This is a genomic window from Verrucosispora sp. TAA-831, from assembly GCF_050780145.1.
In the GTDB taxonomy this organism is placed as follows: domain Bacteria; phylum Actinomycetota; class Actinomycetes; order Mycobacteriales; family Micromonosporaceae; genus Micromonospora.
This window is the reverse complement of sequence record NZ_CP192240.1, coordinates 4,279,178-4,292,467: the sequence shown is the minus strand read 5'-3', so window position 1 is coordinate 4,292,467 and position 13,290 is coordinate 4,279,178. Positions and strand designations below refer to the sequence as shown.

Genomic DNA, 13,290 nt, shown 5'->3' with positions numbered 1-13,290 from the left:
CGACATGCCACCGCTCACCGGCAGCCGCGGTGGGCGGATCGCGGACGCGGATGCGGATGCGGTCATTCGGAAACGTGTCGAGGCCCGTCACGCCCGGACTGGTCGCCACCGCAACGTGCGAGAAGAACTGCATCACGCGCGTCGGCCATGATGTTGGTGGTTCGGGGCCACTCCGATGATGCGGTTGTCGTCACCAGGTCGGCACATTCGTGGCCACGTCGTATTCGCGGGGGAACGGAAACCTCGACGGATCCTTCGGGCCCTGTGGCAGCTCTCGTCACCGGTCAGCGCCTACGCATACCGGCGGACGCCCAGGAGAGGTGAGGCGGATCGACCGTCGAATGCCCCGGGCCGACACATTCCAGCGCGGCACGCGACGTTGTCGTGACGACGCTGCCTACCTTCGAGGGGGAGCTGTTGGTATCGCACCCGGTCGGCGTTCTACGCCGGCTCATTCCCGTACTCACGGTCATCGTCCTGGTGATCGCCACCTACCTCGTGGCGCGGCTGCCACTGGCATCGCCGACCGAACGCGCGCGCCTGGCGGAGCGGTTCGACTTCACCGAACTACCGATCATCCTGCCGGACGGGCTGCCGGAGCGCAGCGTCCGGACGGTCAACCCCGAGTACCAGCACATCCGGTCCTGGGTGTCGTCGGTCGGCGCCGCGGTCGCCATCAACGACCTCGACGGCGGCGGCGTGCCCAACGACATGTGCCTGGTGGACACCCGTAGTGACAGCGTGATCATCACTCCGGCACCGGGCAGCGCAAACGTGTACCAGCCGTTCGTCCTGACCCCGGACCCGCTGCCCACCCACCGTGCGATGGCGCCGATGGGCTGCGTGCCCGGGGACTTCAACGAGGACGGCTGGACCGACCTGCTCGTCTACTACTGGGGCCGCACCCCGGTGCTCTTCATGAACCGTGGCGGCCGGGCACCACTCGTCGCGGAGCGTTTCCGGCCGACCGAGCTGGTGCCCACCCGGGACCGTGGTGACGGGGTGTACGACGGCAAGCTCTGGAACACCAACGCCGTGGCCATCGCGGACTTCGACGGTGACGGACACGCCGACATCGGCGTGTTCAACTACTTCCCCGACTCCCAGGTGCTCGATCCGGACGGGCGCGCCGGGATGCAGATGAACCACTCGATGTCCCGGGCCCGCAACGCCGGCGGTGCGCACATCCTGCGCCGAACCGCGGCCCAGGGCGGCGACGAGCCCTCGGTCACCTACACCGAACAGGCCGCGATCGCACCGGCGGTGGCCAGCGGATGGACCCTCGGTGCGGCCTCGGCCGACCTGGACGGCGACCTGCTGCCGGAGCTGTACCTCGCCAACGACTTCGGCAACGACCGCCTGTTCCACAACCGTTCGGAGCCCGGCAGGATCCGCTTCGAGCTGGTCGAGGGCAAGCGGGACGCGTTCACGCCGAAGTCACTGGTCCTCGGTCACGACTCGTTCAAGGGCATGTCGATCGAGTTCGGCGACCTGCACGGCAGCGGGCGTTTCGACGCCTTCGTCAGCAACATCACCACGTCCTGGGGGCTCGAGGAGAGCACCTTCGTCTGGCGCAACATCGCGTCGAGCCCGGAGTCGGCCGGCGAGATGCTGCGTGCCGGACGAGCGCCGTACGTCAACGAGGCGGCCGAGCGCAATCTCGCCTGGTCGGGCTGGGGCTGGGACACCAAGATGGCGGACTTCGACAACGACGGCGAGGTCGAGATCGTGCAGACCAACGGCTTCATCCGGGGCACCCTGAACCGGTGGGCCTGGCTACAGGAGCTGGCCATGGCCAACGACCTCATGTTGCGCAACCCCCAGATGTGGCCGAACTCGCGGCCGGGCGACGACATCGCCGGCTCCCAGCCGATCGCCTTCTGGACGCCGGAGGGCAACGGGCGCTACGCCGATCTGGCCCGGGAACTCGGCATGACCGACGACACGCCGAGTCGTGGTGTCGCGGTCGCCGATGTCGACGGCAACGGCAGTCAGGACTTCGCCGTGGCTCGTCAGTGGGGCCGGCCGAGCTTCTACCGCAACACCGCCGACAGTCTCGGTGACTTCCTGGGCCTGCGGCTGTACCGGCCCGCCGGCTCACCGGACGCGATCGGTACGCCGGCCTACAACGCCCAGGTGCGGGTCCGTACGCCGGACGGACGTGTCCGGCTGGCCCAGCTCGACGGCGGCGGCGGCCACTCCGGCAAGCGCAGCTTCGACGTGGTGTTCGGGCTCGGTGAGATCGGCGACCAGCCCGTCTCGGTCGAACTCGCCTGGCGCGACCTCGACGGTGTGCGGCACACCCGGACGCAGCAGATGACCCGCGGTTGGCACAGCCTGATGCTGACCGACCAGGTCAGGGAGGTGAAGGCGTCATGAGCGCCCCGTCCATCCACCGCACCGACCGATCAGCCGTTCCCGCGCGCGTCGGTGGCGACCCTCCACCGGTGCCGAAGGAGACCGGGTCGGCGGCGAAGGACCCCCGCTACCTCGCGTTGCGGAACTTCGCCATCTCGATGACCGTGTTCAACATCCTCGGCTACACGGTCCTCGGCTTCGAGCAGCCTTGGGCGTGGCCGATCTTCGCGTTGCTGATCGGCTATGCGGCGGAGATCGGGATCGAGCTGATCACGGCTGCCGCGTACCGTCGTTCGCCGGAATTCGCCGGGCGTGGCGCCCGAGGCATGTTCGAGTTCCTGCTGCCGACCCACATCACCGCTCTCGCCGTGAACATGTTGTTGTACGCCAACGACCGGTTCTGGCCGATCGCGTTCGCGGTGGTCGTGGCCATCGGCCAGAAGGCCGTGCTCCGGGCGCCGGTCAACGGGCGGATGCGGCACTTCATGAATCCGTCCAACCTCGGCATCACCGTTGCCCTGCTGATGTTCCCCTGGGTCAACGTCGCGCCGCCGTACCATTTCACCGAACACGTTCCGGACGTGATCAGCATCGTCGTGCCACTGGTCATCATCACCTCCGGCACCGTCCTGAACGCGATGCTGACCAAGAAGGTCCCACTCATCCTGGGCTGGGTCGGCGGCTTCGTGATCCAGGCGCTGGTCCGGCACTGGACGCTGGACGTGGCGTTGTGGGGGGCGTTGGTGCCGATGACCGGAGTGGCGTTCGTCCTGTTCACCAATTACATGATCACGGACCCGGGGACCACGCCGACCAGGGGTTGGAACCAGTTCGCGTTCGGATCCGGGGTGGCCGCCGTCTACGGAATCCTGATCGCCCTCAACGTCGTGTACACGACGTTCTTCGCACTGACCTTCGTCTGTCTCGTGCGGGGACTCATGTGGTGGGTCGCCTGGCTGCGCCGACCGCAGGAGGGCGGGCCGGTCGACGCGGGTCGCCCGCCGGAGCCGTCACGTAGGTGAGGGGAGGCCGGCCGGGGCGACGGATGCCGTCCCGGCCGGACCCGGGCACGTGCTGACCCCGCAGCTCGGCGCGGCGAGGAGTACGCGGCGGCCGACGGTGGCGATCGACGTTCGTGTGCTGTCTAATGGGATGTTCGTCTCCGTGCACGTCCCGCGCGCCGATGGTCACCGTACGTGGATATCCCGTACGCGTGCAGCGTCCGGAGGGCACCCCACTCCGCCCGCACGGTGCGTCACATCCCGTGCGCGTCAGGCCGACCAGCCGCGCATCCTGTTAACAGGTCCGTCACGAGCCGCAGTGGGCTTAACATCAGCGACCCCTCGGAAACGTGGCCTGCTCCATGACGCGTTGTGACGGTAGCGGGTCGTTTCCCTTTCTGCGCCGGCCTTCGTTCACGTGAGTTGCGACACCTGGCGCTTCTTCGAGCGTGCGGAATTGACCGCACTTTTCAAGATGCCTGGTTCTTCTCCGCAACGCGAGGATTACCGCAATCGCAGGCTCAGGGCGTGCCGATTTCAAGGGAAGCGGATGATGTCAGCTGTCAATGTGGGCGTTCGACATACGGCGACTGCCCCTCTCGATCGGGTCGCAGGCGAGGCGGCGGCTGATCCGGTCGGCGGCCGGACGGGCCGCGAAGCCGGCGGCGGCCGGTGAGAAGGGCAGAAGTCGGTCCAGCTCCAATTGCATTGCACCAGCGCCGAGATTTGTGGCCGGTGCGGAGCACTCTTTCGAACGTGCGCCCGGCTGACTGCCGGCGGTGACGCGTTCCGGGGCGCCATTTCTTTTCGTCCCCACAAACCGTCGCCAAAGGCCTGCCGTGGCAGGGGAGGCGTAGTGAGCAGCCATTTCGTTGATGCGGTCGAGCGGTCGATCGCGTTGATGCGGGACAATCTCGGTGAGCAGTTGACCGTGGACGATATGGCGCGCGCCGCCATGTTCAGCAAGTTCCACTACACCCGGGTGTTCCAGCGCGTGACCGGCGTGTCGCCGGGCCGGTTCCTGTCGGCGCTGCGCCTGCAGCGCGCGAAGTCGTTGCTGCTGTCGACGACGATGAACGTCGCCGACATCAGCGTGCACGTGGGATACAACAGCGTCGGCACCTTCAGTTCGCGATTCACCCGCAGCGTCGGGCTCTCACCCACCGAGTACCGCCGGCGCGGGGGAGTTCTGCGGTCGATCGTGCGGGCTGAGCCGGACGGTGCCGTCCCGGCCGACGGCGTCGTCTCGGGCGTCGTCTCGGGCCACTCCTCGACACCGCTCGACGCGGTGTTCATGGGGCTGTTCAAGAGTCGGATCCCGGAGGGGCGTCCGGTGAGCTGCGTGGCCCTGACCGGCCCCGGCCGCTTCACGCTGGACGGCGTTCCGGAGGGTATGTGGTACCTGCTCTGCCACGGCCTCGGCACCGTGCCGGACGGAGGCGGCGGCTCGCTGCCCGACCCGGCCGCCATGTTCGGCTGCCACGGACCCTTCCGGGTCGGCCCGCAGCAGTCCGTCGATCTCGTCGTGCGGCTCCGGCCGGCACGTCTGTGTGATCCGCCGATGCTGGTGGCGCTGCCCGACATCCGCACCGTCGCCACCGTCCGCCAGGCGCGCTGGACCGGTGTCGCCCGCGCTGCCTGAGCACAAGCTCGGCCGGGCGGTCTGCGCCCGGTGTTGCGGCCGATCTCAGTGTCGCCCGCCGTCGACGTGGCGATCGCGTCGCGCGACGGCGGGTGTGTCGTCGCGGCTCAGTCGAGCCGAATGTCCATGGGAGGCATATGTGAACAACGATCCCGCCGGTCGGGCCGAACTGGTGCGACGCGCGGCCGACCTCGCGCCGACGTTGCGGGGCTTCGCCGCGTGGCACGAGGAGCACCGTCGACTGCATGACGAGTCCATCGCCGCGTTGGCCGGTGCCGGCATGTTCCGGCTGCGGACTCCGTTGCGCTTCGGCGGCTACGAGTCCGACACCCGTACCCTCGTCGACGTCGCCACCGAACTGGCCCGGGGCGACGGGTCAGCCGCCTGGACCGCCTCGGTCTACTGGATCCCCACCTGGATGGCGTCCCACTTCCCGGACCACGTCCAGAACGCCGTCTTCACCGGCCCGGACTCGCTGATCTGTGGGACGTTGAGCCCCAGCGCCACGGCGACTCTCGCCGAGGGGGGCATCGTGGTGAACGGCAAGTGGGGCTTCATCACCGGCGCCCGACACAGCGCCTGGCAGGTCGTCATCGCCGTCCTGCTCGCCTCGCAAGCCGAGCCGATGCCGGTCATCGCGTTGGTGCCCACCGGCGAACTGTTCATCGTCGACGACTGGCACAGCGCGGGACTGCGGGGCACCGGCAGCGTCAGCACCGTCGCCCAGGACCTCTTCGTGCCTGCGGACCGGTACCTCCCACTGGGCGCGGTGCTGCAGGGCCAGGGTGCCTCGCGGGCCAACCGGACCAGCCGGATCTACCAGGCGCCGCTGCTGCCGGTGGCCGCCGCCTCCTCGGTCGGGGTCGCGCTCGGACTGGCGAAGGGAGCGCTGGAGTCGTTCGTCCAGCGTCTCGGAGATCGCAAGATCACCTACACCGACTACGCGAGCCAGCGCGAGGCGCCGATCACCCACCTGCGACTCGCCGACGCGGCCACCCGAATCGACGAGGCCGAGTTCCACGCCCACCGCCTGGCCGCCACCGTCGACCGCAAGGCTGCCGAGCAGGAGACCTGGACGACGCGTGAGCGGGTGCTCGCCCGTGCCGACATGGGTGCGGCCGTCGAGCGCGCCCGGGAGGCGGTCGCTCTGCTCGCCGATGCCAGCGGCGGGTCCTCCGTCTATCTCGACGTACCCGTTCAACGCATCCAGCGCGACATCCAGGCACTCGGCCTGCACGCGCTGATGCACCCCGACACCAACGCCGAGCTGCACGGTCGTCTGCTCAGCGGACTCGAACCGAACAGCATGTACGTCTGACCGGATCCCGGTCCCGATCCTGAGGAGCACCATCGTGTCCGCAACCAGTGCCAGCTTCCGGCCCAGCCCGGTCGACCAGGCCGGCGTCGCCGCGCTCCCGGGCCGCATCGTGGCGGCGTGGGCCCAGCACGACGCCGACGCCTTCGGCGCGGTCTTCGCCGAGGACGGCACCATGATCCTGCCGAACCTCTACCTCAAGGGCCGTGACGCCATCGTCGCCTACATGCGCGACGCCTTCGCCGGGCCCTACCGGGGCACGAGCGTCACCGGCCAGCCCATCGACGTCCGCTTTCTCAGCGCGGAGGTCGCGGTCGTGCTCACCGAGGGCGGGGTCCTTCTGCCCGGCGACGACGCGGTCGCGCCCGAGCGGGCGATCCGGGCCTGTTGGCTGATGGTCCGGCGGGACGGCGGCTGGCGCCTCGCCGCGTACCAGAACAGCCCCGGCGGCGCCTAACCTGCTGTCACCACGGCCACCGCGCTGACCTCGGACGACCGGGGCGCGCGGTGGCCGTGTGTCGTTCCCGCAGCCCTCCGAACAGTGGGCGCGGTGCCGACCCGGGCGGGCACAGCGTAAGGGGGCGGCTGTCCCGCCCGCCCCCTCGTGCACCTGCCAGCACCAGTCATCTACTACCAGCAGGGCGTAACCCAATTGCATTACATCGATCTACGGTATTCACCTTCGACGATGCGCATCCGGGTGTGCCCGACCGCACAGGGCACAGCGAGAGGTGCCCGTGGACGAGACCCGAATGAATGATTGCCCCACGGCGCTGACCAGGGGTGGACGGCCCGACCAACGGCGAGAGGCGGGATCCGATGGGTGAGATGCGGCGGGTGCCCGGTGGGGCGTTCCGGCAGGGCAGCCCGGACTGGGTCCTCGACTGGCTCGCCGAGGCCGACCAGCCGCTGCCCCGCTTCTGGTTCGCCGACGAGACGCCTCAGTTCACCACCGTGGTGGCGCCCTTCCGCATCGACCGGTTCCCGGTGACCGTCGCCGCGTACGCCCGGTTCGTGCGCGACACCGGGTATCGCACGGAGGCCGAACGACGGGGCTTCGGCCTCGTCTACACCGCACAGGGCTGGGTGGAACTCGACGGGGTCAGTTGGAGGTCACCCGGAGGTCCGGGCACCGGCGGTACCGAGTTCGACGACCACCCCGTCGTCCACGTCTCCTTCACCGACGCGCAGGAGTTCGCCGCCTGGTGCGGCAAGCGCCTGCCGACCGAGACGGAGTGGGAGCTCGCGGCACGTGGACCCGATTTCCGGATCTGGCCCTGGGGCGACGAGTGGGACGTCCAGGCCGCCAACACGGCCGAGTCGCACGCCGGTCCGCTGACCTCGCTGGCCGCCTGGCAGCAGTGGTGGCGCGGCGAGTGTGCGCGCGCGGGACCGGTGCCCAGGACATCACCGGTCGGCGCCTTCTCCGAGCGGGGCGACAGCCCCTTCGGCTGCGCCGACATGGCCGGCAACGTCTACGAGTGGACCTCGACGTCGTCCCGGCTCTACGCGGACGGCGTCCGCTGCGACCCCACGGTGCGCATGGCGATGGGCCGCTACCGCGTGATCCGGGGCGGCTCGTGGATGAACTTCCGTTACCAGGTCCGCTGTAGCGAACGGATGCATGGCGACCCCGATGGGTGGTCCAGCTTCGCACACGGGTTCCGCTGCGCGGCCGACCTCTGAGACCGAGGAGAGACATGGTCAGGATCGTGGTACCCGCCGTGTGGACGCCCCAGGGCAGGACCGACTTCGAGGGCACGACCGGCCCACTGGACGCCGTCATCCAGGACTTCGCGGCCCGCCACCCGGAGTTCGGCCGGCGACTGCTCGACGCCGAGGGGGTTCCGCTGCGCTACGTCAACATCTGCGTCGACGACGAGATGATCCCGCGGCACCAGCGCGCCGCCGCGACCGTCGGCCCCGAGGCGGTCGTCACCATCCTCTCGCCGATGGCCGGCGGCTGATGACCGGCGACCCGCCACTCACCGACTCCGCCGACCCGGCCCGGCAGGTGGTGATGAACACGTACGGCCCACCCGAGGTCCTCGCCCTCCGCGAGGCGCGACTGCCCCCGCTGGCGGCCGGCGAGTGTCTCGTCCGGGTCGCTGCGGCCGGCGTCAACGTCGTCGACCTCTACCAGCGCGTCGGCACGTACCAGGTGGACCTGCCGTTCACCCCGGGCATCGAGGGCAGCGGCACGGTGCTCCGGGTCGGTACCGACGTGACGGACGTCGCCCCGGGGGACCGGGTCGCCTGGATGGGACGACCCGGGGCCTACGCCACGCACTGCGTCGTGCCCGCTGCCCGCCTGCTGCCGGTGCCCGAGGGCGTGAGCCTGGCGGGCGCGGCCGCCGTCCTCATCCACGGCATGACCGCACATCTCCTCGTCACCGAGGTGTATCCGCTGGGTGACGGCGTCGTCTGCGTGGTGCACTCCGCAGCCGGCGGAGTCGGCGGTCTGCTCTGCCAGCTCGCCGCCCGCCTGGGTGCCACGGTGATCGGGACGGTGTCCCGCGACGACAAGGCCGCCGCCGCGCTGGCCGCCGGAGCGCATCACGTCGTCAACCGCCGCACGACCTCCTTCGCCGTCCGCGTCCGGGAACTGACCGGTGGCCGAGGTGCGGACGTGGTGTACGACGCGATCGGTCGCGACACCGTCACCGACGGCCTGGCCTGCCTGCGCCCAGGCGGTGCGATGGTCCTCTACGGCCAGACCAGCGGGCCGGTCGACCCGGTCGACCCGGGCCTGCTGAACTCGTTCGGCTCGCTCTTCCTGACGAAGGCGTCGTTGAGCCACTACGACCGGACTCCCGATCAGACCCGCCGACGCGCCGCCACCGTCTTCGACGAGGTGCTGGCCGGTCGGCTGCGGATCCGTACCCACGCCGCCCTGCCCCTCTCCGCCGCCCCGGCGGCCCACGTGGCGCTGGAGTCGCGTCGCACGCTCGGCAAGATCCTGCTCCTGCCCTGACCGACCGCCGGGTCGGCCGTCGCGGCCGACCCGGCGGGTCGACGTCCCGGGGGCCGCGACGCTACCCGGTTCACCGGTACGCCTCGGCCCGCCGCCCGAACCGTTGGGAGAACTCGTGAAGGCCCTGGTGTTGTCCGGAGGATCGGGTACCCGCCTTCGACCGGTCAGCCACTCGCTGCCCAAGCAACTCGTCCCGCTGGCCAACCAGCCGCTGCTCGCACACGTGCTGCGGGGCGTGCGTGATCTCGGCATCACGGAGGTGGGCATGGTCGTGCCGGCCGGGACGGCGCAGATCGAGAAGACGCTGGGCGACGGCTCTCGGCACGGCGTGACCATCACCTATCTACCGCAGGACGCGCCGCGCGGGCTCGCCCATGCGGTGGCCATCGCCCGGGTGTACCTCGACGACGAGGACTTCCTGCTTCACCTGGGCGACAACCTGCTGCCCGACGGGCTCGGCGACCCGGCGGCGGAGTTCCGTCGCCGACGAGCCGCGGCCCACCTGCTCGTGCAGAAGGTGACCGACCCCCGGCCGTACGGCGTGGTGGAGCTGGACCGGATCGGCCGGGTCACCCGCCTGGTGGAGAAGCCGCGTCGCCCGCGCAGCGATCTCGCCCTCGTCGGCGCCTGCTTCCTCACGCCCGTCGTGCACCAGGCGATCGAGGCGATCCGTCCCGGTCCGCGCGGTGAGTTGGAGTTGACCGACGCCGTGCAGTGGCTGGTGGACCAGGGCGTCGTCGTCCATGCCAGCGAGTACGCCGGCTACTGGCGGGACATCGCCGACAGCGATGACGTCCTCGCCGCCAACCGGCACCTGCTGGCCGGGGTCGAGCCGGTCCGGGACGGTGACGTCGACCCGTTCAGCGTCCTCGGTCCCCGAGTCCGGGTGGAACATGGCGCCCGGGTCGTCCGCAGCCGGGTCGACGGGCCGGCGATCATCGGCGCCGGGTCGGTGATCGACGGCAGCCATCTGGGGCCCTACACCTCGATCGGCCCGGGCTGCGTCGTCCGTGACAGTGACGTGTCCGGCACCGTCGTGTTGGACGAGGCCCGGATCTGCGGGGTGCGCCGGCTGGTGGACTCGCTCGTCGGGCGGGCCGTGACGATCGAGCGGGGCGACCCCCGCCGCGGCTGCCGCGTCGTCTGCGGCGACGACGCCCGTGTCGAGATCCCCGGATGACCCCCTGCCGGGTCCCCGCCCCGGGCGCCCGCGGTGGACCGGACGGGAGCCGGCCGGTCCGGCGACGACGGACGGCCGCGCCCGGACACCGGGCGCGGCCGTGCGTCGGCGGGCGTTCAGCGCGACCGGCTGCCCCCGGCGGCGTCGGGCTGCGGCCGGACCGCCACGTCGACCCGCCGTCGGGGGCGCGACCAGCGACGCATCGCCGGCTGCTCGACCAACTCGTACAGGACCGACGCCAGGACCAGACAGAGCAGATACGTCGCGACCAGCACCACGATCCCGGTGCCCAGGCCGAACGTCGCCCGGCTGTACATGCCGGTGACGCCGTTCTCACCGGTGAAGGCCGCGTGGACCATGAACATCACGGTGATGTGGATGACGAAGAAGGCGTACATCCGGTCCCCCATCCACACCATCAGCCTGCTGTTCACCAGCGTCCGCCGTCCCCGCACGTCGGCCATCGCGAAGGCGGGGATCAACAGCGCCATCGGGATGAGCGGAACGAAGGTGTAGCCGTAGAAGACCGGCACGTCCAGGGTCACCAGGTAGAAGCCGAGAGTGAGAAGGGACGCGGGCAGGGCGCGCAGGCCGATCCACCGACCGGTGAGGACGATGCGCGCCATGATGATGCCGACCACGAACTCGAGCGCCCGGGTCAACGGGAAGTAGAAACCGAACCAGTGCTGCGGCCAGGAGACCTCGGGTGCCACCATCGACGGCGGATGATCAGGCAGCAGGTTGCCGGCGATCACCGGCACGAGGGCCGCCAGCGCCGTCACGCCGATCGCCCAGGCCCACAGCCGGCTCGGTGAGATCTTCTTGACCAGGACGTAGAGGAACGGGAACGCCGCATACGCCAGCACGTCGATGTTGGCCGACCACATCGGGCCGTTGAGGTTGCCGAACAGGAACGCCTCGCTCGGAAACCAGGAACTGATCAGGAACAGCCCAGCCGTGGCCTCGACCGCCTGGATCGAAGCGCCGGTCGGGATCAGCAGGAGCAGGATGACGGCGTACACCACCACGTGGTTGGGGAACAGCTTGAAGAAGCGGCGACGCCAGAACGCCCGGGCGCTGTCGGTCGACGACGCGGTCCAGGTCACCACGAAACCGGTGAGGACGAAGAAGAAGGCGAGTCCGAACATCCCGGCGTTGGCGCCGTAGTGGATGTAGTCGAGCATCACCTCGGGGTCGGTGAAGAGGCCCAGGGCGAGCCCGTGGGTGATGAACACCGACAGGCCGGCAAGGGCCCGAAGTCCGGTCAGCGACGGCAGACGGGAGCCGCCGATCCCCGGCGGGACCTCCGGCCGTACTCCGGGCTGTGTGATCGTCATGGAGTGACCTCCGCTAGGGAACATCCGTCGGTGCCGCCGACGGTCGGGAACGGGGAGCCGGGTACGCCGCCCACCGGCCGGGCCTCGACGTCCTGTCGCGGCGGGAGCGGTGGGCGGCGTCGCCGGTGTCGCGGGCGGGCGTCGCTCAGGCCGCGGCGCGGGAGTTGCGCAGCACCCGCAGCACCATTCCGGGACGCATCAGCGCCTCGAGCGGGTCGACCAGTCCGGCCGAGCGCATGAACTGCTCGGTCACGGCGGCGTCCCGGGTGGCCGCCACCTGGACGCGGTACATGTAGGCCTGCATCAGCTTGAGCATCGGGGTCCGCGGACCCTCGACACCGGGAAAGCTGAGATTGATGCCCTCGGTCATGTCCCAGGCCGGATCGATGATTCGGCCGACCTGCCGCATGAACTCCACCGAGTCCGGCGCACGGCCACCGCGCAGCGTGTCGCGCAGGGCCAGGGCCTGCAGCGCGGCGAGGCTCTGGGCCTGGGCGAAGACCGGGTTCGGGGTGCAGACGGCGTCACCGAGCACGATCAGACGCTCGGGAAGTCGCGCCATCCGGTCGAATCGGCGCCGCAGCGTGGTCGGGAACCGGAACAGCACCGGGTCGTTCAGCGGCTCGGCCTCGACGATCGCCTCGTGGATCTCCTTGGCGGCCAGGGTCTTGACGAAGGCGGTGAAGCCGTCCGGGTCGGTGGGCGGATGATCACCGAGCAGACCGTATGCCGTCAACTCGACCAGACCGCTGTCCGTCTTGGTGAAGATGGCACCGCGGGGAAGCCCGGGGTTCGCCACCGCGATGATCGAGTGGTCGGTCCCGAACGGGTCGGTACGCAACCGGTAGTGCCGCGTCACGTACCCGAGCCCGATCTTGGTGCCCTCCTCGTCGACCCGGGGGTAGCCCAGCGACTCCAACCAGAGCGGGGTCCGGGAGCCACGGCCGGTGGCGTCCACGACCAGGTCGGCCTCCAGCGTCTCCTCCGCGCCACCGTCGCGGCGCTGGACCCGAGCGCCGGTGATCCGGGACCGGTCCGCCGACGTGGCCAGGCCGGTGATGTCGTACCGCTCCCGGAAGGTGACGTTACCGAGCGCCTGCACTCGGTCGCGGACGTGCGCCTCCATGATCGGGCGTCGGGCGCCCACATTGGTCAGGCCGGCACGCACCTGCTTGAGCGGCTTGCCGTTGAAGTACCAGCGCACCGTGCCGGACAGGTCGGTCTGTGGGCACCCGGCACTGATCATCTGCGCGGTGATCTCCGGGAAGAGTTCCTCCATGGCGCGGGCGCCCCGGGCGAGAAGCCCGTTGATATGGCGTGCTTGGGGCGCCCCCCGGCGTGCTTCACGTACGCCGAGGAGTTCGTCGCGGTCGACGATGACGACCTCGCGGTAGCCCTCGGACAGCGCGCTGGTGGCGAACAATGCGGTGATGCTGCCACCCAGCACGACGGCGCGTTCTCCGACGAATCTGCTCATGAACGG

At 70.1% G+C, this 13,290-nt stretch carries 11 protein-coding genes; 9 read left to right on the top strand and 2 right to left on the bottom strand.

Features of this window, described 5'->3' with window-relative positions; genetic code table 11:
• Positions 1-417: 417 nt before the first annotated feature.
• The 9 genes from ACQVFL_RS19205 (at position 418) to ACQVFL_RS19165 (ending at position 10,470) form a co-directional block, all read left to right on the top strand.
• The gene (locus tag ACQVFL_RS19205; RefSeq protein WP_431729851.1) at positions 418-2,379 is read left to right on the top strand and encodes a CRTAC1 family protein; all 1,962 of its coding nucleotides are present in this window, start codon (positions 418-420) and stop codon (positions 2,377-2,379) included.
• A complete protein-coding gene (locus tag ACQVFL_RS19200) occupies positions 2,376-3,380 on the top strand; it encodes an enediyne biosynthesis protein (RefSeq protein ID WP_396694206.1) in 1,005 nt (334 codons plus the stop codon). The genes ACQVFL_RS19205 and ACQVFL_RS19200 overlap by 4 nt, the downstream gene beginning before the upstream one ends.
• An 835-nt stretch (positions 3,381-4,215) precedes the next feature.
• Complete coding sequence (locus ACQVFL_RS19195; RefSeq protein WP_396694208.1) at positions 4,216-5,001, top strand: helix-turn-helix domain-containing protein; 786 nt, start codon at positions 4,216-4,218, stop codon at positions 4,999-5,001.
• Positions 5,002-5,140: 139 nt separating this feature from the next.
• Complete coding sequence (locus tag ACQVFL_RS19190) at positions 5,141-6,319, top strand: acyl-CoA dehydrogenase family protein (RefSeq protein WP_431727219.1); 1,179 nt, start codon at positions 5,141-5,143, stop codon at positions 6,317-6,319.
• A 34-nt stretch (positions 6,320-6,353) separates the two neighbouring features.
• Entirely contained in the window at positions 6,354-6,773 is a 420-nt protein-coding gene (locus ACQVFL_RS19185; RefSeq protein ID WP_431727218.1) for an SgcJ/EcaC family oxidoreductase, read from the top strand.
• A 362-nt stretch (positions 6,774-7,135) separates the two neighbouring features.
• Positions 7,136-8,002: a formylglycine-generating enzyme family protein gene (locus ACQVFL_RS19180; RefSeq protein WP_431727217.1), complete on the top strand. Its 867-nt coding sequence runs from the start codon at positions 7,136-7,138 to the stop codon at positions 8,000-8,002.
• A 14-nt stretch (positions 8,003-8,016) separates the two neighbouring features.
• On the top strand, positions 8,017-8,283 hold the full coding sequence (locus ACQVFL_RS19175) for a MoaD/ThiS family protein (RefSeq protein WP_396694216.1): 267 nt from the start codon (positions 8,017-8,019) through the stop codon (positions 8,281-8,283).
• Complete coding sequence (locus ACQVFL_RS19170; RefSeq protein WP_431727216.1) at positions 8,283-9,290, top strand: quinone oxidoreductase family protein; 1,008 nt, start codon at positions 8,283-8,285, stop codon at positions 9,288-9,290. Before ACQVFL_RS19175 ends, ACQVFL_RS19170 begins: the two co-directional genes overlap by 1 nt.
• A gap of 115 nt (positions 9,291-9,405) precedes the next feature.
• A complete protein-coding gene (locus tag ACQVFL_RS19165; protein ID WP_431727215.1) occupies positions 9,406-10,470 on the top strand; it encodes a glucose-1-phosphate thymidylyltransferase in 1,065 nt (354 codons plus the stop codon).
• Positions 10,471-10,586: 116 nt separating this feature from the next.
• On the opposite strand, the gene ACQVFL_RS19160 is transcribed toward ACQVFL_RS19165, so the two are convergent.
• Together ACQVFL_RS19160 and ACQVFL_RS19155 are read right to left on the bottom strand one after the other, a co-directional pair.
• Complete coding sequence (locus tag ACQVFL_RS19160) at positions 10,587-11,807, bottom strand: acyltransferase family protein (protein ID WP_396694221.1); 1,221 nt, start codon at positions 11,805-11,807, stop codon at positions 10,587-10,589.
• A gap of 145 nt (positions 11,808-11,952) precedes the next feature.
• A complete protein-coding gene (locus tag ACQVFL_RS19155; RefSeq protein WP_396694223.1) occupies positions 11,953-13,284 on the bottom strand; it encodes an FAD-dependent oxidoreductase in 1,332 nt (443 codons plus the stop codon).
• Positions 13,285-13,290: the final 6 nt, after the last annotated feature.

Bases quoted from the DNA above. Each gene is read 5' to 3' on its own strand.
- ACQVFL_RS19200 (WP_396694206.1), top strand. From the start codon at position 2,376: ATGAGCGCCCCGTCCATCCACCGCACCGACCGATCAGCCGTTCCCGCG.
- ACQVFL_RS19180 (WP_431727217.1), top strand. From the start codon at position 7,136: ATGGGTGAGATGCGGCGGGTGCCCGGTGGGGCGTTCCGGCAGGGCAGC.
- ACQVFL_RS19175 (WP_396694216.1), top strand. From the start codon at position 8,017: ATGGTCAGGATCGTGGTACCCGCCGTGTGGACGCCCCAGGGCAGGACC.
- ACQVFL_RS19170 (WP_431727216.1), top strand. From the start codon at position 8,283: ATGACCGGCGACCCGCCACTCACCGACTCCGCCGACCCGGCCCGGCAG.
- ACQVFL_RS19160 (WP_396694221.1), bottom strand. From the start codon at position 11,807: ATGACGATCACACAGCCCGGAGTACGGCCGGAGGTCCCGCCGGGGATC.
- ACQVFL_RS19155 (WP_396694223.1), bottom strand. From the start codon at position 13,284: ATGAGCAGATTCGTCGGAGAACGCGCCGTCGTGCTGGGTGGCAGCATC.